We start from the raw sequence: 19,773 nt of genomic DNA on the forward strand, positions 1-19,773 counted from the left end.
GCAGCCGCGGGATGCGCTACTCACTTACTGCCAGGAATACTCCTGCGGCAGGATGTAGCCGGTCTGGTAGGTGTTGAGCTTCAGGCCCTTCTTGTAGGCGATGGTGGAAATGGACTGCAGCACCGGCAGGCTCCAGGCCTGCTCGGCCGCCTCGCGGTTCAGGGCCTGGTAGCCCGCTACGCGCTTGCCTTCGTCCATCTGGCGATTGAGCTCGTCCAGGGTGCCGGCCAGACGCTCTTCTTTCCAGGTGGAAAAACGCAGGCGCGGGTCCAGGATGCGGCCGGTGAAGATTTCCGGATCGCCTGTGGCGTTGGCCCAGCTGTACAGCATCACCCCGGTCAGCTTGGACGAATGGCTCAGTTCCAGGTATTTGGCCACGGTGATTTCCTCCACCGTGGTCTGGATCCCGATCTGGCTCCACATCTGCGCCACGGCGCGCGCCACGTCATAATCCGACGGGAACGTGTTGTTGGTGGAGTACAGGGTGATGACCAGGGGCTTTTGCGTGCTGTAGCCGGCCTTGGCCAGCTCCTCCACCGCGGCCTTCTTGTCGAAGGGGATGTTCAGGTCCGGCACATCGCCCGGCGAACCTTTGGTGGCCAGCACCGACAAGGGCTGGGCCGCATTCTTGTAGAAGGCGCGCGACAGCCCGGCCTTGTCGATGGCCATGTTCATGGCGCGGCGCACATGCACGTCCTTGAAGCTGTCCACGTAGCTGGGCATCTGCAGGATGTAGATCTCGCTGTAGGGATAGACCTTGGCTTCCAGCTTGGGATTCTTTTCCAATCGGGTGATTTCGCGCACCGGAATCTGGACCGACACGTCGGCGCGTCCCGACTCCACCGCCGCGACCCGCGCCGAGGAATCCGGCACGATGTCGAACACCACATGCTTCAAGGCCGGCTCGCCCTGCCAGTAATCCTGGAACGCCTCCAGCGTGATGCGCGAGCCGCGCTGGTAATCGCTCAGCTTGTACGGCCCGGCGCCCACGGGGCGCTTCAGGAACTCGGCCTCGCCCACTTTCTCGAAATAGGCCTTGGGCAGGATGTAGGCCGACAGGAATGCCAGCCCCTTGGGCGCGGTGGGCGTGGGCGAGCTGAAATGGATCACGGCTTCCAGCGGGCCGATGACCTCCACCGACTCGAGCGTGGGCAGCATGCCGTTGAGCGCCAGCGTCTTCTTGTTGATGGCGCGATCGAAGGTGAACTTCAGGTCTTCGGCGGTCATGGCGCTGCCGTCGTGGAACTTGACGTTGGCGCGCAGCTTGACCTTCAGGGCCTGCCCCTGCTCATCGGCCCATTCCCAGGATTCGATCAGGCGCGGCGCCACCTTCAGGTCGTCGCCGACGAACAGCGGCGAATCGAATACGGCCTTGTAGATGGACTGCCCAGCCGGAAACGTGACCGAGGTCGGATCCCAGGACGGGATGTCCACCGGAAAGGCGATCTTCAGCTCGTCCCCGGCCGCCTGGCTGGCCGTCCCCCAACCCATCATCAACGCGGCCCCCAGGGCCAGTCCCATCACGCTTTTTCGTAACGCTTTCACCTTGTGTCCCCTTTTGTCATGTGCTTCATGAGGGCGGCAGCCCGCCTTGCAAAAAAGTATATAGTTTATTCTTAAATTAAATGGATAATGGTTTTCCCTATAATTTATACTCTTAAAAATCAATATATTATCTTTAAACAAAACAATATACTTTTCTTAAAAATGACTGAATTCAAAGACAGGTTGATGTGGGATGCGGAGCACGGCCAGATCCTGGACGCCGACCGGCGCTACCTCATGCTGCGCGCCGATGTACTGATGGGATTGTTCCGCCGGCTGGAAGAACCCGCGCGCGGCCAGGCCCTGCGCGCCCTGGGCGAAGCCGTGATGGAACAGGGCGGACAGTCGGCCCGGGCCTACTGGGAAGCCTGCGGCCGCCGGCCGCAGGCTTTGCTGGCCAGCATCGTCGACATCTCCGCCCAACTGGGCTGGGGCGCCTGGCGCATCGAACACCTGCCCGACGCAAGCCTGCGCGTCCAGGTGCGCAACAGCCCCTTCGCCAAGGGGTTCGGCGCTCATGATGAGCCCCTGTGCCGCCCTATCGTTGGTATGCTTACGGCCGTCGGCGCGCTGATCTACGATCAAGAGGTCCGAGTGCAGGAGCGCCACTGCTGCGCACAGGGCTCGCACGCCGACTGCCTGTTCACCGTCACGCCCAGAGCCAATGAATAAAAGCAAGCCCGCCGCCCCGAAACTGAACATACGCCAGCAGGTGTACCGTCACCTGCGCAGCCGGATGCGCAGCGGCGAGATCGCCTACGACGACCGTCTGGTGGATCACGAAATCGCCGCCGAACTCCAGGTCTCGCGCATGCCGGTGCGCGAAGCGCTGTTGCAGCTGACCAGCGAGGGCCTGTTGGAAGGCACCTCGCGCGGTTTCGTACTGCGGCGCTTCACGCCGGCCGACATCGCCCAGATCTTCGAGATACGCATGCTGCTGGAGCCCGAGGCGGCCGCGGCCGCCTGCCGGCAGGCCGGGCTGGAAGGCCTGGCGCTGATGAACAAGGCGGCCGCGGCCGCCGAGAAAGCCCATGCCGCCCAGGATCCCCTGCAGTACATGATCGCCAACGACGCATTCCGGGAAAGCTGGATAACGCTATGCCCCAATACGCACCTGAGCACCATGATCATGCGCCTGAGCGACCATGTGGAGGCCGTGCGCCTGGCCACCCTGCGCGAATCGAACTACCGCGAGCTGTCGCTGCAGGCCACCCGCGGCATCCTGCAGGCCTTTCTGGACAAGGACGACGAGCAGGCGCGCGAGCAGGTGCGCTCCAATCTGCGCCATGCCTCCATGTGCTACTACGCCACGCTGGATGAAATGCTGGAACGGCAGGCCGACTGAATCCTCTTGATGAAGAACACCGGTCTTGGAGCCGGTGCTTGCCCGCCGCGATACCGGTGCGCGTTGCGCGCCGCGTCGCCCCGGCCTTGCCTGGCCCCGCCATGAACGGCGGCGCGTGCGCGGCGATCCGCGGTCACGGTTCGATGAAGGTCTGCGTCCGAGGCTTGCGGCGAGGCACGGGCGGCTCCGCCACTTCCTTGAGCTGAGGATCGTCGATGCTGCCGCTGACGGCATAGGTCACCGACAGGCTCTCGCTCAGGGGCGCCTGCATCAGCCATTGGGTGAGGAACGCTCCCACGCCCACAGCCGGGTTGACGGCGAATATGGCGGCTATGGCCGCGCCGCTGACGTCCAGATTGGGAGCCACCACGGCGGTCAGGTCCAGCGTCTCCGCCTGGATGTCCACCTGCCCCTGCAGGCGTATCGTGCCCGCCGGCCCCACGACCCGGTAATTTTCCAGCTCGACCTTGCCTGCGCGCAGCGTCATGCGCCCGGTCAGGCTGTCGAAAGGAAAACCTTCACGGGCCGCGCCGAACAGGTCGACGTCCAATCGGCTCAGGCGCGCGATGGACTGCAGGCTGAGCAGCTCCAGCAGCTTGGCCGAACGCGAATTCACGCTCAGGAAGCGGCCCTTGGCCAGATCCACATTGACCTGGCCGCTGATCCTGGCCTTGTCTACCGACCAGGGAAAGTCCTGCCAGAAGAGCGCGCCCTGGACCGTGCCCGAGCCGTCGCGCAGCACTTCCTTGGGCAGCCCGCTGTTGTCCATGAAGCGTCCCAGATTGCTGATATCGCTCAAGGCGGTCAATTGCAGCCCCCGCTGCTCGCCGCGCAGGACCCACTTGCCCGTGCCGTTCATGACCATGCCTTCGGACTGCAGCGAAAAACTGTCCAGCAGCCACTGGCGCCCCCCGTCCTGGGGACGCCCCCTGGCCTGCATCCGCCCCAGTTCCACGCCGTACATGCGCAAATCGTCCACCTGCAGCGACACCGCCGGCAACTGCAGATTGTCGTCCACCGTCTGGCCCTCGGGTTCGGGCTGCACCCAGTCGGCGCGAGTCTTGTCCACATACAGGCGGGAGAATTTCGCCGTCATCAGGCCCACGTAGCTGCGCTGCTGGCGCTGGACCTCCAGAAGCCCGTCGACCTGCCTGGCCTGGAGCCGCAGGCGCATGCGCCCGGCGGCATCCTGGGTGCTGTCCAGGTCCAGCCCGTCGAGCAGCATGCCGATGAAGAAAGCCTGACCCGCCTTGAGGCGCACCCGCTCCAGTTCCGGAAACAAGGGACGCTCGCGCGGCGGCGCAGGCTTGCCGTCCGGCGTCTGTTCGAACTCCAGCAACACCCGCTCCCAGGCGTCGATGTCCAGCCTGTCGTACTGCGCATGCACCTGCGTGCCGCGCTCCGGCGAGGCCACCAGGCCGGGCGTTCCCATGGCCACGCCCTGGAAGTAAGGACCGCTGCCCACGCCCTGGCGGCGCAGCATATCGACCAGCAGCGTCTGGCGCCCGGCCAGACTGAGCTGCAGCAGGTCGGACTTGGCCGCCGGATCCGAGCTCCAGCGCGCCGTCAGGGCCGCCGCCTGGTCCGCCGGCTTGGCCAGGGGCTCCGGGAAATCCAGCGCCAGGCCCTGGAGGTCGGACTCCAGCGTCATGCCGAAGGCTGCCTTGGGATCCAGGGTCAGCAGCAGGCTGTAGCCGGTCCGACCCTGCAGGCGCTGCGCGCCTTTCAAGTTCAAGTAGTGCTCTAGCCCCTGGGAGGTGATTTCCCCCTCGATCCGCAAGCCCGGCTTGCCGGGTTCAAGCACGCCCCTGATGCGCGCCGGGCCGCCCAGCAGCTGCCCGGTCAGGGCTTGCGCGCTCACGCCTTTCTCGCTGAAGGCCAGCTCGCCTTTCAAAGCCGTCACAGGCGGCGCATCGGGCATGTACTGGAACGTTCCGCGCTCCATCTGGATGCGGCCCTGCACGCTGGCCTGGTCCACATCATTCAAGGGGATTTGCAAGCGCAGGGGCACGATCCAGTCTCCCTGCGCCTGACTCTCGGACAGCACGCCGTCCAGCAAGCGGTCCAGCGGGGAATGCCGCAGCAGCCCCAGATAGCTGGCGGCAGGCGCCTGCGAGCGGCCTTCCAGCGTCAGCAGAGCGTGGTTTTCCATACTTTCGATGCGGGTGGCGATGTCCTGCATGACGATGTCGTCCCGCTCCGGGATGCGCATGCGGGCCTGGCTGGCGTCCACCTCCAGGTTGTCGTTTCGCATGCGTATCGCGCCCTCGACCTGCTCCAGCCGCGGCCAGGCCGGCCGGTCGGGGCGAGCCGGCTGGTAGTCGATGATGGCGTCGTGCAGTTGACCGCTGATCTCGAACCGCCCGTCCTCGGGCGCCAGGCCATAGGGAAAGGTATCCAGGCCGCCGCTCAGCATCAGCGAACCCTGGCTGACTTCGCCCTGCACCAGACCGGCCGCCATCCAGTCGCGCGCGTCCGGATTGACGGTCAGCGGCAGATAATGGACCAGCGCCCCCAGGTTCAGCCTGTCCAGCCGGCCGCTCCAGTCCGCCACGCCGGCCTCGAAGCGGCTGTCCTGCCGCCAGCGCCCGCCCAGCGTCGCCTCCAGGTCCCGATTGCGCACGACGACATTCATTTCCTCCAGCGCCAGGCGTCCCTGTTCATCGCGCCGCATATGTCCCCGGCCGCTGAATTGGGCCAGATCCAGGCTCCGGGCGAAGACCTGCGGCACCCGCAGGCTCATCTGCGCCAAGGTCACGGACCAGTCCAGCGGGCCGCTGGGCTCGCCCTGCGCCACGCGTCGGATGTCCTCCAGCGTACCGCCCGCTTTCACCGCGGCCTGCCGCAGCTGCAGACGCTCGCCCTGCTCGGTCTGTACGCCCAGGTCGCGCAGCGAAGCCGACGCCTGCACGCGCATGGGCGCCGCTTCGCCGCCCTGCCGCGCCGTGGCCCGCAGATCGGCCCAACCGCGGTAGAGGGCTTGCGGCACGTCCACCCAGGGACGCAAGCCCGCCACGTCCACGCCCTGCCCCTGCACGACCGCTTCCCAGGGAAGGCTGCGCAGATCCAGTCCGGCCGGCAGGCGGCGCTCGCCCTGCACCCGCGCATCGAACCGCAAGGACTCGCCCAGACCCGCCGGCAGCTGGGCCTGAAGACCCAGTTCGTGCCAGCCGTCCGCATAACGCATCTGCAATTCGATATCGGGAAGGCGCAGCTCGGGCGCACCGCGCCATTCGTCGACCCAGACCAGGGACGCGCCCTGGATGCGTATGCCCCGCTGCTGCAGGAGCCAGCGCGCGGGCCCCTGCCAGGCATCCGGATCGTCGGGCGCGGGGTCGTCGTCGGGATGGAAGGACTGGCCCATCACCCAGAAGTGGCCGCGGGCATCGCGCCTTAGTGGAATATTCAGGCCCTGCACATCCAGATGCCGCAGTTGCAGCGACGCCTGAAACAAGGATTTCCAGCTGATGCTGGCTTCCAGCCTGGGCAGCTCCAGCAGCGGCGGCTGTCCCGCTTCGGCAATCGACAGGCCCCTGAGCAGCAGGCGGGGATTCCAGCCCTGCCAGTCGCCCTGCAGTTCGGCTATGTTCACCTGCAGGCCGCTGCGCTGGCTCAGTTGCTGAGTGATGTAGGGGCGGAAGTAATCGAGATGGGGGACCAGCAGGTAACGAACCCCGATCAGGCCCAGCATCAGCGCAAAGTAGAGCAGCAGCGCCAGTCGCAGGACCCGTCGTACCACCATGCAGTCAATTCCCGAGTATAGTTAGATTCGGCCATTTCCGGCTTCGCCGGGCCAGGCCGGCGCGCCTGCCCACCATTTCCGAACAGCCTCTTATCGTATGAGCCCGTCCATTATATTGAAGCCGGCAATGCAATGGTCCGGCCCCTTGCGTCGAAAAGTAAACTCCCATCCGCAACTGGGGCAATGGCTGGAGCAGCAAGCCGGCCAGGCCGTCACGCCCGAGCTCATCCGCCAATGGTACCAGGACTTGCTGCCCGCCCCCGGCGGCGACCGCCTGGCCGAGGTCCGGCAAGCCCTGCGGCAATTGCGCGAGCGGGTCTTCCTGCTGCTCATGGTGCGCGACATCAACGGCAGCGCGGGCCTGGACGAGGTCATGCGGGCCATGTCCTCCCTGGCCGATCTGGCCGTGGCGCAGGCCTACGAAACCGTCGCGGCCCAGCTGGCCTCGGTGCACGGCATTCCCCGTCACCCCGAGACCGGCCTGCCTCAGGAAATGATCATCCTGGGCATGGGCAAGCTGGGCGGCCGCGAGCTGAATGTCTCCTCCGACATCGACCTGATCATGCTCTACGACGAGGACGGCGAAACCGACGAGCGCCGGCCCATCAGTCACCACGAGTTCTACGGCAAGCTGACCCAGCGCATGATGCCCGTGCTCTCCGACAGCGACGCCTACGGGCAGGTCTTTCGCACCGACCTGCGCCTGCGTCCCGACGGCGATGTCGGCCCCCTGGCCTGGAGCATGCAGGCGCTGGAGAACTACCTGGTCAACCAGGGCCGCGAATGGGAGCGCTATGCCTGGATCAAGGCCAGGCCGATCACGGCGCGCGCCTTCCAGGGCAGCCAGTGCCGCGCCGACATACGCCAGTTCGAAGCCCTGCGCACGCCCTTCGTCTATCGCAAGTACTTCGACTTCGACGCGCTGTCGGCCCTGCGCGGCCTGCGCGAACGCATCCGCCAGGACTGGAACCGCCGTGTCCTGAACCGCAGCGGCGTGGAAGCCTGGCAGAACATCAAGCTGGGCGACGGAGGCATCCGCGAAATAGAGTTCGTGGTCCAGTTGAACCAGCTCATCCGCGGCGGCCGTCAGCCCTCTCTGCAAACACCCAGCCTGCACCTGGCCCTGCAGCGCCAGTGCGCGGCGGGCCTGCTGGAGCAGGACTTCTGCGACCGGCTGCTGGCTGCCTATACCTTTTTGCGCCAGGTGGAGCATCGCCTCCAGTACCGGGAGGACGAACAGACCCATCTGCTGCCCCAGGACGAGGAACAGCGCGCCGCCCTGGCCGGTACGCTCGGCTTGTCCCTGGCCGATTTCGACCGGCAGCTGGGCGAACACCGCGCCTTCGTGGCCGACACCTTCCGCAACGCCTTCCGCCTGGCGGGCATGGGCGAGGAATCGGCTGCCGAGCCCGCGCCGCAGCCGGCCGCCGCCCCGACGCAGGCGCCAGACCAGGATCTGGAGGAGCGCATCGCGCGGCGGCGCCAGGCCCTGCTGGACAGTCACCGCATCCGCAGTCTGCCCAACGTCAGCCTGGACAGGGTGCAGCGGCTGCTGCCGCTGGCCGAGGACTGCGCGCGGCGCTCGGAAGATCCCGAAAGCACGGCCGCCCGCCTCTTCACGCTGATCGAGCTCATCGCCCAGCGCAGCGCCTACCTGGCGCTGCTGGCCGAATACCCCGACACGCTCGCCCGCGTGGCCCGCATCGTGGCCGCCAGCCCCTGGGCGGCCCAGTACCTTGCCCAGTACCCCCTGCTGCTGGACAGTCTGATCGAATGGCGCTCCCTGATGGAGATGCCCGACTTCGGCACGCTGTCGGCCCAGATGCGGCGCGACCTGGACGCCTGCCTGCTGCCGGACGGACGCGCCGATGTGGAACAGCAGATGAATCTGATGCGCGACTGGCAGCACCAGATCACCTTCCAGCTGCTGGCCCAGGACCTGGAAGGCGTCCTGACCGTGGAAGCCCTGGCGGACCAGCTCTCCGCCCTGGCCGACATGATGCTGGCCGAGACCGTAAGGCGTACCTGGCCCCTGACCCGGCCCAGGACGATGGAAGAATCGCAGGACGCTCCGCCCCGCTTCGCCGTGATCGCCTATGGCAAGCTGGGCGGCAAGGAAATCGGCTACGCCTCCGACCTGGACCTGGTGTTTCTCTACGACGACCCGGACCAGGATAGCGTGGAACGCTACATCAAGCTGGCAAGGCGCATGACCAGCTGGCTGTCCGCCATGACGTCCTCGGGCCGGCTATACGAGATCGACCTGCGCCTGCGCCCGGACGGCGACGCGGGCCTGCTGGCCGTCAGCGTGGACGCCTTCGAGCAATACCAGACCCGCAGCGCCTGGTCCTGGGAGCACCAGGCCATCACGCGGGCGCGCTTCGTCACCGGCGACCCCGGCATACAGGAGCGCTTCGACCAGATCCGCCGCACCATCCTGCTGATGGAACGCGACCCGCGCAAGCTGCGCGCCGACATCCTGGACATGCGCGACAAGATCAGCGCCGGCCACCCGAACCGCAGCGATCTCTTCGACCTGAAGCACGACCGCGGCGGCATGGTGGACGTGGAGTTCGTCACCCAGTACCTGGTGCTGTGCCACAGCCGCGCCCACCCGCGCCTGCTGGAGAATCTGGGCAACATCGCGCTGCTGGGCATCGCCGCCCAGGCCGGGCTCATTCCCGCAACGCTGGCGCAGGAAGTGGCCGACGCCTATCGCAGCCTGCGCCGCCGCCAGCACGCGCTGCGGCTGGAAGGCGCCGAAAAGGCCCGCGTGCCGCCCACCGAGCTCGTAGCCGAGCGCCAGGCCGTCACACGGCTCTGGGACCAGGTGCTGGGGTACTGAGTCTACGCTTTTTACCTTGGATGATGCGGCATTCCGACGGCCCGGCGGTAAAAGAGTGCCCCCACGCTGCGCCTTCGGCTTGCTGCCCCCCAAGGGGGCGCTTTTTACCTTGGAGCGGCCCGGCGGTAAAATAAGCTCATAAGTTCCATGCGCGTCCCAATGCGGGCGCCCTTTTCACGGATTCACGCTCATGTCCACCACGGTAGATCGCAAACCCCTGACCATGCCGGACCAACGGCAAAAGCTGCTGCTGCACTCCTGTTGCGCGCCCTGCTCGGGCGAAGTCATGGAAGCGCTGCACGCGTCGGGCATCCAATACACCATCTTCTTCTACAACCCCAACATCCATCCGGTGCGCGAATACGAGCTGCGCAAGCAGGAGAACATCCGCTTCGCCCAAAAGCACGGCATCGAATTCATCGACGCCGACTACGACGTGGACAACTGGTTCGAGCGGGTGCGCGGCCTGGAACATGCGCCCGAACGGGGCGAACGCTGCACCGTGTGCTTCGACATGCGTTTCGAACGCACGGCGCTGTATGCCCACGAGCACGGCTTCGACATCATCTCCAGCGTCCTGGGCATTTCGCGCTGGAAGGACATGAACCAGATCAATGACTGCGGCGAACGCGCCGCCGCCCGGTACCCCGAACTGAAGTACTGGACCTACAACTGGCGCAAGGGCGGCGGCTCGCAACGCATGCTGGAGATCAGCAAGCGCGAGAACTTCTACCAGCAGGAATACTGCGGCTGCGTCTATTCGCTGCGCGACACCAACCGCCACCGCCGCGCCAACGGCCGCGAACGCATCCAGATCGGCGTCAAGTTCTACGGCAAGGACGAACTGGAGCTCAATCCGCCGCCAGCGCCTGCCGGCACGCCATGATCGTCCCGTCGCCCCCGGCCTGAGACTCGCCAGCCGCTGGCGACACGCGTACGCGCTCCATAGCCCTCGGAGGCGAACGGACGCTCTACCGAAGGACGACAAAAAAGCGCCTGGTTTTTTCCAGGCGCTTTTTTTTCGGCGGCCGCCGGGAGGGCGCACCTTCCCGGCAGGCGTGTTACTGGATGGTGCGCTCGAACACGAACTGGCCGTCCTTCCAGTCCACCGGCACCACATCCTTGGGACCGAAGCGGCCTTCCAGAATCAGGCGCGCCACCGGATTCTCGATGTGCTGCTGGATGGCCCGCTTCAGGGGCCGGGCGCCGAACACCGGATCGAAGCCGGCCTTGGCCAACTGCTCCAACGCGGCGTCGCTGACATCCAGATGCATGTCTCGTTGCGCCAGGCGCTCGTCCAGGCGCTGCAACTGGATCCGGGCGATGGACTCGATGTGCTCGGACTCCAGGCCGTGGAACACCACCACCTCGTCGATCCGGTTCAGGAACTCGGGGCGGAAATGCTGCTTCACTTCTTCCCACACCACTTCCTTGACCACATCGTAGGATTCCCCGGCCAGACGCTGGATGTGCTGCGAACCCAGGTTGGAGGTCATGATGATCACCGTATTGCGGAAGTCCACCGTGCGTCCCTGGCCGTCGGTCAGCCGGCCGTCGTCCAGCACCTGCAAAAGGATGTTGAACACGTCCGGATGCGCCTTCTCCACCTCGTCCAGCAGAATGACGGAGTACGGCTTGCGACGCACGGCCTCGGTCAGGTAGCCGCCCTCTTCATAGCCCACATAGCCGGGAGGCGCGCCGATCAGGCGGGCCACCGAATGCTTCTCCATGAACTCGCTCATGTCGATTCGGACCATGTGGTCCTCCGAATCGAACAGGAAGTTGGCCAGCGCCTTGGTCAGCTCGGTCTTGCCCACGCCGGTGGGCCCCAGGAACAGGAATGAGCCATAGGGGCGGGACGGATCGGACAGCCCGGCGCGCGAACGGCGGATGGCGTCGGACACCAGGCGCACGGCCTCGTCCTGGCCCACCACGCGCTTGTGCAGGTAGCCTTCCATCTGCAGCAGCTTCTCGCGCTCGCCCTGCATCATCTTGGCCACCGGAATGCCGGTGGCGCGCGAGACCACCTCGGCGATCTCTTCGGCGCCGACCTGCGTGCGCAGCAGCCGCGGCTTGTCCTGGTCGGCGCTGTCCATGGCCTTCTCGGCCGCCTTCAGGCGCCCCTCCAGCTCGGGCAGCTTGCCGTACTGGAGCTCGGCCAGCTTGTCGAACTGGCCCTTGCGCTGCAGCTCGGCCATCTCGGCGCGCACCTGCTCGATTTCTTCCTTGATCACCTGCGAACCCTGGACCGAGGCTTTCTCGGCCTTCCAGATTTCCTCGTAGTCGTTGTACTCGCGCTGCAGCTTTTCCATCTCGTCATTGATGGCCTGCAGGCGACGCTGCGAGGCTTCGTCCGTGTCCTTGATCACGGCTTCGCGCTCGATCTTCAACTGGATGATGCGTCGGTCCAGCTTGTCCATGACCTCGGGCTTGGAGTCGATCTCCATGCGGATGCGGGCCGCGGCCTCGTCGATCAGGTCGATGGCCTTGTCCGGCAGGAAGCGGTCGGTGATGTAGCGCTGCGAGAGCTCGGCCGCCGCCACGATGGCCGGGTCGGTGATGGCCACGCCGTGGTGCAGCTCATAGCGCTCCTGCAGGCCGCGCAGGATGGCGATGGTGGACTCCACATCGGGTTCGTTGACCAGCACCTTCTGGAAGCGGCGCTCCAGCGCGGCGTCCTTCTCGATGTACTGGCGGTACTCGTTCAGGGTGGTGGCGCCTATGCAGTGCAGTTCGCCGCGCGACAGAGCCGGCTTGAGCATGTTGCCGGCGTCCATGGCGCCTTCGGCCTTGCCCGCGCCCACCATGGTGTGCAGCTCGTCGATGAAGACGATGGTCTTGCCGTCGTCCTTGGACAGTTCCTTGAGCACGGCCTTCAGGCGCTCCTCGAACTCGCCCCGGTACTTGGCGCCGGCCAGCAAGGCGGCCAGGTCCAGTACCAGCAGGCGCTTGCCCTTGAGGGTTTCAGGCACTTCATTGTTGACGATGCGCTGGGCCAGGCCTTCCACGATGGCGGTCTTGCCCACGCCGGGCTCGCCTATCAGTACGGGATTGTTCTTGGTGCGGCGCTGCAGGATCTGTATGGTGCGGCGGATCTCGTCGTCACGGCCGATGACCGGATCCAGCTTGCCCTGGCGGGCGCGCTCGGTCAGGTCGGTGGTGTACTTGTCCAGGGCTTCCCGATTGCTCTCGCCTTCGGGATCGGATACATTGGCCCCGCCTCGCACCGCGTCGATGGCCGCCTCCAGCGCCTTGCGCTGCAAGCCGCTGTCACGCAGTGCGCGGCCGGTCTCGCCCTTGTCGTCGGCAAGCGCCAGCAGGAAGAGTTCGCTGGCGATATAGGTGTCGCCGCGGTTTGCGGCTTCCTTTTCCGTGCGCGCCAAGGCCGCCTGCAGGGCGGAGCTGAGCTGCTGCTGGCCTTCCACGCCGTGCACCTTGGGCAGGTTGTTGATCAGGCGGGTCAGCTCGGTGTCCAGGCGCGGTATGGCCACGCCGGCGCGCGCCAGCAGGCTGCCGGTGCCGGACTCGGAGTCGGCCAGCAGGGCCACCAGCACGTGGGCCGGTTCCAGGTAGGGATTGTCTTCGCGAACAGCGAGGCTTTGCGCATCGGCCAGGGCCTGCTGAAACTTCGTTGTCAGTTTATCGATTCGCATGGATTATTCACTTATGAACAAATGCGGAAACCCACTGCCAACAGTTACCGATCACTGCCCGCCCGGGTCTCGCAACAAATAACAGGATGGAATGCAGATAAGGACGAAGGCACCGAATTCAAGCCCTTCCATCGCTTTTATACAACAAGGGAAAATCAGGCGCCTGACAGCTGAACGGGGCCGTGAATGCCGCTCACGGCAGGCCCGCGGAAATCAGCGCCTGAACATATTCGGGGATTCAACAGAATAGTCATCAATAAAAAGCTACAATTGATCTTGATTTGACTCAAGGATTCCGCGTTTCGCAGTCCGACTCTATCTTTATGCAAAAACGTATCTCGGTTACCTCTGATTCCATACGCTGCTCCAGTTGTATGCTGAACGAGGTGTGTCTTCCTCTGGGCATGCCCAAGCATGAAATGGAGAGGCTCGACGACCTGGTCAAGGAGCGTATTCGCATCCCCAAGGGCGGGGCCCTGTTCCGCCTGGCCGATCCGGTCGAAGGCATCTATGGCCTGCGTTCGGGATCGATCAAGATGCAGCTGGAGGACTCCACCGGACACATCCAGATCACGGGCTTTCTGCTGCCCGGCGAGATTCTGGGCATGGACAGCCTGGTCGAGAACCGCCATGTCTCGCACGCCATCGCGCTGGAGGACAGCGAAGTCTGCGTGATCCGCCTGGACGACCTGGATCGCCTCTCGGCTCAATTGCCCATCCTGCAGCAGCAGTTCCGCCGCCTGATGAGCAAGGAGATCAACCGCGCCCACCAGTTGATGCTGACTCTGGCGGGCCTGCGTTCCGAACAGCGCCTGGCCGCCTTCCTGCTGAACCTGTCGCAGCGCCTTTCCCTGCTGGGTTATTCCCCTTACGAATTCATCCTGCGCATGAGCCGCGAAGAAATCGGCAATTTCCTGGGCCTGACCCTGGAGACCGTCAGCCGCCTGTTCTCGCGTTTCGCGCGCGAAGGCCTGCTCAAGATATCGCAGCGCGAAGTCCACCTGCTGGACCTGCCCGCCCTGCAGAGCCTGGCCGGCACTGAATGCGAATGAACGCGCGCCCGCAATAGGGCCCGGTTTCCGCCCGGCGCGCCGCGGTACACAAAAAAAGCACACGCAGCGATGCGTGTGCTTTTTTTTGTGGTTCGGGCGCAGCGCCTCAGTCCAGGCTGTCGGCCGGTTCCGGCAAGTCCGCCTTGCCGCCCGGAGACATGAACAGGCTCAGCGCGCTGGAGCCGGCGGCGGCCAGCCAGAACAGGAAGAAGGACGCGGTATAGACCGACAGGCGATCGGCCTGCAAATGCCCAAGAAATACGATATCCAAGGGATCCACCAGGGCGAAGACGACGGCGCTGATCGCGCCCGCCGCCAGGAATGAAGGCCACAGTATCCACATCAGAGACCGAATGCTCATTCGTACCCCCTTCTTGAAAGGCCACATGATTCTTTACCCTATCGTAAACCGGGGAAGCTATCTATCGGTTTTTGTCCTGAGCGGGAGCAGGCTTGCTGACGACCAGGCCCTGCTTGACCCCGCCGTCGTTCACATCCTGATCGCTGAAATTCTGGAAGGCCAGGACGATGGTGATGGCGCAGCCCACGATGGCCAGCGCCGGGCCGGCCATGAGCAGCCAGGGCCAGGGTTCGCGCCACCACGGTTGACTGTCGGTACTTTTATCCATGACTTGCTCTCCCTGAAAAATCATTGAGGAATATAAAAACTGCTGCGTTCGTTCACATAGGTCTTCTGACCGTTCTCGTGCTCGCCCACCGCCTGGATGGAAATATCATACAGGCCCGGCTTGGCGCTGTTGACCGGCACCTGCACCACGACGGGCAGGAGCTTGTTGGCGGCGGCGTCCACATGGATGCGGTCGCTGCCGTTCTCGGTCAAGGTGATGCGCGCTCCCTCCAGCCCGCTGACGGACAGCTGCAGCTCCATGGATTCTTCGGACGTGTTGATGACCTGCAGGCGGAAGACATTTTCGATCAGGCCGCCCGGCACCTCGCGTCCCAGCGCGCCGCGGTCGCGGATGACGTCGACCCGCATCGGGGTGCGCGTGGCCAGGGTGTAGACGAAGGCGCCGCAGATGACGGCCAGGATCAGGATATAGGAGATGACGCGCGGGCGCAGCATGCGCCGGCGCACCTGCGACTGCGTCAGCCTATCCTTGATGGCGCGCTCCGAGGTGTAGCGGATCAGGCCCTTTTCATAGCCCATCTTGTCCATGACCTGGTCGCAGGCGTCCACGCAGGCGCCGCAGCCTATGCACATGTACTGCAGGCCGTCGCGGATGTCGATGCCGGTCGGACAGACCTGCACGCACAGGCTGCAATCCACGCAGTCGCCCATGCCGGCTTCCTTGTGGTCGATCTTGCGGGACCGCCCGCCGCGTTTTTCACCGCGCACGAAGTCGTAGGTGACCACGAAGGTGTCGCGGTCCACCATGACGCTCTGGAAACGAGCGTAGGGACACATGTACTTGCACACGGCCTCGCGCATGAAGCCGGCGTTGCCCCAGGTGGCGAAGGCGTAGAACAGCAGCCAGAACCACTGCCAGGGACCCAGCGTCAGGGCGATGAGCTCGCCGCCCAGCTCGCGGATGGGGGCAAAATAGCCGATGAAGGTATAGCCCGTCCAGAGCGCGATGACGATCCAGAGGAAATGCTTGGTGGCCTTGATGCGCAGCTTCCTGGGCGTCCAGGGCTGTTCGTCCAGGCGGATGCGGGCTAGCCGGTCGCCTTCGACCTTGCGCTCGACCCACATGAAGATTTCGGTGTAGACGGTCTGGGGACAGGCGTAGCCGCAGAACAGCCGCCCGGCCATGGCCGTGAACAGGAACAGGGAAAAGGCGGAGATCAGCAGCAGGACGGTCAGGTAGATGACGTCCTGCGGCCAGAGGATCATGCCGAAGATGTAGAACTTGCGTTCCAGCAGGTCGAACAGCACGGCCTGGCGGCCATGCCATTCGATCCAGGGCAGACCATAGAAGATGATCTGCGTGAGATACACCATCCAGACCCGCCAGCGGGCGAACACGCCCGTGACGGAGCGGGGATAGATCTTCTTGCGTACATCGACCAGCGCCTTCTCGACCTGCGGCGAGGTGCCTCCCGCTCCTTTGCCGTTGCGTGGCGGCTGCCACTTGGGGACGTTTTCCTGCGCACTGTCGGCGCGGGCTTGGGGAGCTTCACTACTCATTGTAGGTCCTGAAGACGTCAGATCGATTCAAAAACAAATTACTTGGCTTGAGCAGGTTCCGCATTGGACAGGCCCCAGACCCAGCCGGCCAGCAGACGGATCTGCTCGGGCGTCAGGGTGCCTTTCTGAGCCGGCATCTGGTTGCTGCGGCCTTGCAGGACGGTCTGGACGATGGTGGCCTCGGAGCTGCCATACAGCCAGTAGTCGTCGGTCAGGTCGGGCGCGCCCAGCAGCACATTGCCCTTGCCGTCGGCGCCGTGACAGGCGAAGCAGGTGCTGTCGAACACGCGCTTGCCGGGAACGATGCGCAGCGGATCCGCGGCCAGGCCCGAGAGCGAACGCACGTACTGGGCCACATCCGAAGCCTGGGCGGGCGTCAGCTGCGACTGCGGCGGCATCATGCCGGTGCGGCCTTCGGTGATGGTGTGCAGGATCTGCTCAGGCTCGCCGCCCCACAGCCAGGCCTTGTTGGCCAGGTTGGGAAAGCTGGGCGCGCCCTTGGCGTCCGAGCCGTGGCACTGGGCGCAGTTGTTCAGGAACAGGCGCTGGCCGATCTCACGGGCCTCGTGGTCGCGGGCGATATCCTCGATGGGCATCTCGCGGTAGCGGGCGTACACGGGCTCCAGGCGGGCGTTGATCTCTTCCTGCTGCTGCTTGACCTGCTTGCCGGAGGTGAATCCCAGCTCGCCCTTGTAAGCGCCCAGGCCGGGATACAGCACCAGGTAACCCAGGGCGAAGATGCACAGGCCGATGTACATGACGGTCCACCAGCGCGGCACGGGATTGTTCAGCTCGGTCAGGTCACCGTCCCAGACGTGGCCGGTCTCCTCGACCTGGACATTCTTGCCCAGGAACGAACGTTGCGTAAACAGCAGCCACAGGCAGAAGACGATGCCGCCCAGGGCGATGGCGGAAATCCAGATGCTCCAGCCATTGTTGAAAAAGTCACTCATTCAAACCCCCAAGGTTTTCATCGTTGCGTCCCTCGTCGGGCAAGGCAAAAGGCAGAAGCGCGGCTTCCTGGTTGGCTTGGCGGCGTCCCCGGGAGAACGCCCACCAGCAAATGCCCAGGAAGGTCAGCATCGCCAGAAACGTTACTACGGCGTTGACCATGGCCATTTAATGGGCTCCTTGTTCCACGGCCTTGGCGGCGGCGGCGCGGCTCTTCACGCCCAGACCCTGCAGGTACGCCACCAGGGCGTCTTCCTCGGTCTTGCCTTTGAGCTGCTCGGGCGCCTTGGCAATCTGTTCGTCGGTGTAGGGCACGCCCAGCTTGCGCAGCACCTTCATGCGGTCCTGCACGTTCTCGCCTTCGACGGAGTTGTGCTGCAGCCATGGATAGGCAGGCATGTTGGACTCCTTGACGACGTCGCGCGGATTGCGCAGGTGGATGCGATGCCATTCGTCGCTGTAGCGCTGGCCGACGCGGGCCAGGTCGGGGCCGGTACGCTTGGAGCCCCACAGGAAGGGATAGTCGTACACGGATTCGCCGGCCAGCGAGTAAGGGCCATAGCGCTGCACCTCGGACTGCAGCATGCGGATCTGCTGCGAGTGACAGCCGACGCAGCCTTCGCGGATGTAGATGTCTCGGCCGATCAGGTTCAGCGGCTCGTAGGGCACCGTGCCTTCGGTAGGCTGGGTGGTCGAGTGCTGGAAGAACAGCGGCACGATCTGCACCAGGCCGGCAAAGGAGATGACCAGGATGCTGAGGATGATCATCAGCCCGATGTTTTTCTCAATGGTTGCGTGAGAAAAGCGCTTGTTGGTTTCGTTAGCCATGGTTTACTCCTTACGCCAGCACGGTGGTTGCGCCCACCAGGGCTGGATCGCGGGCGTCTGGATTCTTGAGAGGCACGACGGGGTTGACGCGTGGCTGGCCCTTGATGGTCAGGAAGGTGTTCCATGCCATGATCAGGATGCCGGTCACGAACAGCAGGCCGCCCAGAGCGCGGATGGCGTAGAAGGGATAAGTGGCCTTCACGACTTCCACGAAGCTGTAGGTCAGGGTGCCGTCGGCGCCGGTGGCGCGCCACATCATGCCCTGCATCACGCCGGCGATCCACATGGCGGCGATGTACAGCACCACGCCCAGGGTGGCCAGCCAGAAGTGCAGTTCGATCAGGCGGGGCTTGGCCATGGCGGTGCGACCGTACAGACGAGGAATCAGGTAGTACAGCGAACCGAAGGTGATCATGGCCACCCAGCCCAGGGCGCCGGAGTGCACGTGGCCGATGGTCCAGTCGGTGTAGTGCGACAGCGCGTTCACCGTGCGGATGGCCATCATGGAGCCTTCGAAGGTGGACATGCCGTAGAAGGACAGGGCGACGACCATGAACTTCAGGATGGGGTCGGTGCGCAGCTTGTGCCAGGCGCCGGACAGGGTCATGATGCCGTTGATCATGCCGCCCCAGGATGGAGCCAGCAGGATCAGCGAGAAAGTCATGCCCAGGGACTGGGTCCAGTCGGGCAGCGAGGTGTACAGCAGGTGGTGAGGACCCGCCCACATGTAGGTGAAGGCCAGCGCCCAGAAGTGGACGATGGACAGGCGATAGGAATAGATGGGACGGTTGGCCTGCTTGGGAATGAAGTAGTACATCATGCCCAGGAAGGAGGTCGTCAGGAAGAAGCCCACGGCGTTATGGCCGTACCACCACTGCACCATGGCGTCCTGCACGCCGGCATAGGCCGAGTAGGACTTCATGAAGCTGACGGGCAGTTCCAGGTTGTTGAAGATGTGCAGGACGGCGATCGTCAGGATGTAGGAGCCGAAGAACCAGTTGGCCACGTAGATGTGGCGCACGCGGCGCTTGACGATGGTGCCGAAGAACACGATGGCATAAGCCACCCAGACCAGGGTGATCAGGATGTCGATGGGCCATTCCAGTTCCGCGTATTCCTTGCTGCTGGTGTAGCCCATGGGCAAGGTGATGACGGCGGCCACCAGGACGGCCTGCCAGCCCCAGAAGGTGAAGGCGGCGAGCTTGTCGCTGAACAGGCGGGCCTGACAGGTGCGCTGCACCACGTAGTAGGACGTGGCGAACAGGCCGGTGCCGCCGAACGCGAAGATCACGGCGTTGGTGTGCAGCGGACGCAGGCGCCCGTAGCTGAGCCATGGAGTGTTGAAATTGAGTTCTGGCCAGATCAGCTGCAAGGCAATGAAAAGGCCCATTGCCATGCCTATGACGCCCCAAAATACGGTCATGATGGTGAATTGCCGCACCACTCCGTAATTGAAGACTTCGGCGTTGTTTCCGACCGTATCGGAAGTGCCCATTTGCTTCCCCTAAACAAACATTGTTAATACAAGCGACAACTACCAGCATCATCCTGCAAGTCGATAAACGGCTCCTTGATGTGCATCAAGAAGCCTTGGAAAGCCGCGCAAACGCGCGCGTTCCAGCCCCCTGGACTGCCTGTCGCCAACAGTCCCAGGGGCTTGAAA

The 19,773-nt window shown here is 64.4% G+C and carries 15 protein-coding genes; 5 read left to right on the forward strand and 10 right to left on the reverse strand.

The window, feature by feature from the left end; translation table 11 throughout:
* Nucleotides 1-24: 24 nt before the first annotated feature.
* Entirely contained in the window at nt 25-1,545 is a 1,521-nt protein-coding gene (locus ACF3ND_RS11200) for an ABC transporter substrate-binding protein (protein ID WP_394060436.1), read from the reverse strand.
* 162 nt (nt 1,546-1,707) lie between these two features.
* On the opposite strand from ACF3ND_RS11200, the gene ACF3ND_RS11205 reads away from it, so the two are divergent.
* Both ACF3ND_RS11205 and ACF3ND_RS11210 read left to right on the forward strand, forming a co-directional pair.
* A complete protein-coding gene (locus ACF3ND_RS11205) occupies nt 1,708-2,217 on the forward strand; it encodes a V4R domain-containing protein (RefSeq protein ID WP_394060438.1) in 510 nt (169 codons plus the stop codon).
* Nucleotides 2,210-2,890, forward strand: a complete 681-nt coding sequence (locus ACF3ND_RS11210; RefSeq protein WP_394060440.1) for a GntR family transcriptional regulator — start codon at nt 2,210-2,212, stop codon at nt 2,888-2,890. Before ACF3ND_RS11205 ends, ACF3ND_RS11210 begins: the two co-directional genes overlap by 8 nt.
* Before the next feature lie 133 nt (nt 2,891-3,023).
* Here ACF3ND_RS11210 and ACF3ND_RS11215 read toward each other — a convergent pair whose 3' ends face one another.
* Complete coding sequence (locus ACF3ND_RS11215) at nt 3,024-6,632, reverse strand: YhdP family protein (protein ID WP_394060442.1); 3,609 nt, start codon at nt 6,630-6,632, stop codon at nt 3,024-3,026.
* Nucleotides 6,633-6,729: 97 nt separating this feature from the next.
* On the opposite strand from ACF3ND_RS11215, the gene glnE reads away from it, so the two are divergent.
* Both glnE and ACF3ND_RS11225 read left to right on the forward strand, forming a co-directional pair.
* Nucleotides 6,730-9,477, forward strand: a complete 2,748-nt coding sequence (glnE, locus tag ACF3ND_RS11220; protein WP_394060444.1) for a bifunctional [glutamate--ammonia ligase]-adenylyl-L-tyrosine phosphorylase/[glutamate--ammonia-ligase] adenylyltransferase — start codon at nt 6,730-6,732, stop codon at nt 9,475-9,477.
* A gap of 190 nt (nt 9,478-9,667) precedes the next feature.
* Nucleotides 9,668-10,363, forward strand: a complete 696-nt coding sequence (locus ACF3ND_RS11225) for an epoxyqueuosine reductase QueH (RefSeq protein ID WP_394060446.1) — start codon at nt 9,668-9,670, stop codon at nt 10,361-10,363.
* Between the two features lie 175 nt (nt 10,364-10,538).
* On the opposite strand, the gene clpB is transcribed toward ACF3ND_RS11225, so the two are convergent.
* Entirely contained in the window at nt 10,539-13,130 is a 2,592-nt protein-coding gene (gene clpB / locus ACF3ND_RS11230; RefSeq protein WP_394060448.1) for an ATP-dependent chaperone ClpB, read from the reverse strand.
* A gap of 323 nt (nt 13,131-13,453) precedes the next feature.
* Here clpB and ACF3ND_RS11235 point away from each other — a divergent pair, with 323 nt between their 5' ends.
* On the forward strand, nt 13,454-14,182 hold the full coding sequence (locus ACF3ND_RS11235) for a helix-turn-helix domain-containing protein (RefSeq protein WP_394060450.1): 729 nt from the start codon (nt 13,454-13,456) through the stop codon (nt 14,180-14,182).
* Nucleotides 14,183-14,288: 106 nt separating this feature from the next.
* Here the strand turns inward: ACF3ND_RS11235 and ACF3ND_RS11240 are convergent, their stop codons facing one another.
* The 7 genes from ACF3ND_RS11240 to ccoN form a co-directional block, all read right to left on the reverse strand.
* Nucleotides 14,289-14,543, reverse strand: coding sequence for a hypothetical protein (locus ACF3ND_RS11240; protein WP_394060451.1), 255 nt, complete (start codon nt 14,541-14,543; stop codon nt 14,289-14,291).
* A gap of 61 nt (nt 14,544-14,604) precedes the next feature.
* Nucleotides 14,605-14,811 carry a FixH family protein gene (locus ACF3ND_RS11245; protein WP_394060452.1) on the reverse strand — a complete coding sequence of 69 codons (207 nt, stop codon included), beginning with the start codon at nt 14,809-14,811 and terminating at the stop codon, nt 14,605-14,607.
* Between the two features lie 20 nt (nt 14,812-14,831).
* On the reverse strand, nt 14,832-16,331 hold the full coding sequence (gene ccoG, locus ACF3ND_RS11250; RefSeq protein ID WP_394060454.1) for a cytochrome c oxidase accessory protein CcoG: 1,500 nt from the start codon (nt 16,329-16,331) through the stop codon (nt 14,832-14,834).
* A 38-nt stretch (nt 16,332-16,369) separates the two neighbouring features.
* Nucleotides 16,370-17,284 carry a cytochrome-c oxidase, cbb3-type subunit III gene (gene ccoP, locus ACF3ND_RS11255; RefSeq protein ID WP_394060456.1) on the reverse strand — a complete coding sequence of 305 codons (915 nt, stop codon included), beginning with the start codon at nt 17,282-17,284 and terminating at the stop codon, nt 16,370-16,372.
* Nucleotides 17,277-17,450 (reverse strand): cbb3-type cytochrome oxidase subunit 3, encoded by a 174-nt coding sequence (locus ACF3ND_RS11260; protein WP_394060458.1) that lies wholly within the window; start codon nt 17,448-17,450, stop codon nt 17,277-17,279. The genes ccoP and ACF3ND_RS11260 overlap by 8 nt, the downstream gene beginning before the upstream one ends.
* Nucleotides 17,451-18,110 (reverse strand): cytochrome-c oxidase, cbb3-type subunit II, encoded by a 660-nt coding sequence (ccoO, locus tag ACF3ND_RS11265; RefSeq protein ID WP_394060460.1) that lies wholly within the window; start codon nt 18,108-18,110, stop codon nt 17,451-17,453. It abuts the gene before it with no gap.
* 10 nt (nt 18,111-18,120) lie between these two features.
* Nucleotides 18,121-19,605, reverse strand: coding sequence for a cytochrome-c oxidase, cbb3-type subunit I (ccoN, locus tag ACF3ND_RS11270; protein WP_394060461.1), 1,485 nt, complete (start codon nt 19,603-19,605; stop codon nt 18,121-18,123).
* Nucleotides 19,606-19,773 lie beyond the last annotated feature (168 nt).

Origin of the sequence: Alcaligenes sp. WGS1538, from assembly GCF_043187505.1 — a bacterium.
Classification (GTDB): domain Bacteria; phylum Pseudomonadota; class Gammaproteobacteria; order Burkholderiales; family Burkholderiaceae_B; genus Alcaligenes.

Coding starts and splice junctions, on each gene's coding strand:
- ACF3ND_RS11205 (WP_394060438.1), top strand. CDS start 1,708: ATGACTGAATTCAAAGACAGGTTGATGTGGGATGCGGAGCACGGCCAG.
- ACF3ND_RS11210 (WP_394060440.1), top strand. CDS start 2,210: ATGAATAAAAGCAAGCCCGCCGCCCCGAAACTGAACATACGCCAGCAG.
- ACF3ND_RS11215 (WP_394060442.1), bottom strand. CDS start 6,632: ATGGTGGTACGACGGGTCCTGCGACTGGCGCTGCTGCTCTACTTTGCG.
- glnE (WP_394060444.1), top strand. CDS start 6,730: ATGAGCCCGTCCATTATATTGAAGCCGGCAATGCAATGGTCCGGCCCC.
- ACF3ND_RS11225 (WP_394060446.1), top strand. CDS start 9,668: ATGTCCACCACGGTAGATCGCAAACCCCTGACCATGCCGGACCAACGG.
- clpB (WP_394060448.1), bottom strand. CDS start 13,130: ATGCGAATCGATAAACTGACAACGAAGTTTCAGCAGGCCCTGGCCGAT.
- ACF3ND_RS11235 (WP_394060450.1), top strand. CDS start 13,454: ATGCAAAAACGTATCTCGGTTACCTCTGATTCCATACGCTGCTCCAGT.
- ACF3ND_RS11240 (WP_394060451.1), bottom strand. CDS start 14,543: ATGAGCATTCGGTCTCTGATGTGGATACTGTGGCCTTCATTCCTGGCG.
- ACF3ND_RS11245 (WP_394060452.1), bottom strand. CDS start 14,811: ATGGATAAAAGTACCGACAGTCAACCGTGGTGGCGCGAACCCTGGCCC.
- ccoG (WP_394060454.1), bottom strand. CDS start 16,331: ATGAGTAGTGAAGCTCCCCAAGCCCGCGCCGACAGTGCGCAGGAAAAC.
- ccoP (WP_394060456.1), bottom strand. CDS start 17,284: ATGAGTGACTTTTTCAACAATGGCTGGAGCATCTGGATTTCCGCCATC.
- ACF3ND_RS11260 (WP_394060458.1), bottom strand. CDS start 17,450: ATGGCCATGGTCAACGCCGTAGTAACGTTTCTGGCGATGCTGACCTTC.
- ccoO (WP_394060460.1), bottom strand. CDS start 18,110: ATGGCTAACGAAACCAACAAGCGCTTTTCTCACGCAACCATTGAGAAA.
- ccoN (WP_394060461.1), bottom strand. CDS start 19,605: ATGGGCACTTCCGATACGGTCGGAAACAACGCCGAAGTCTTCAATTAC.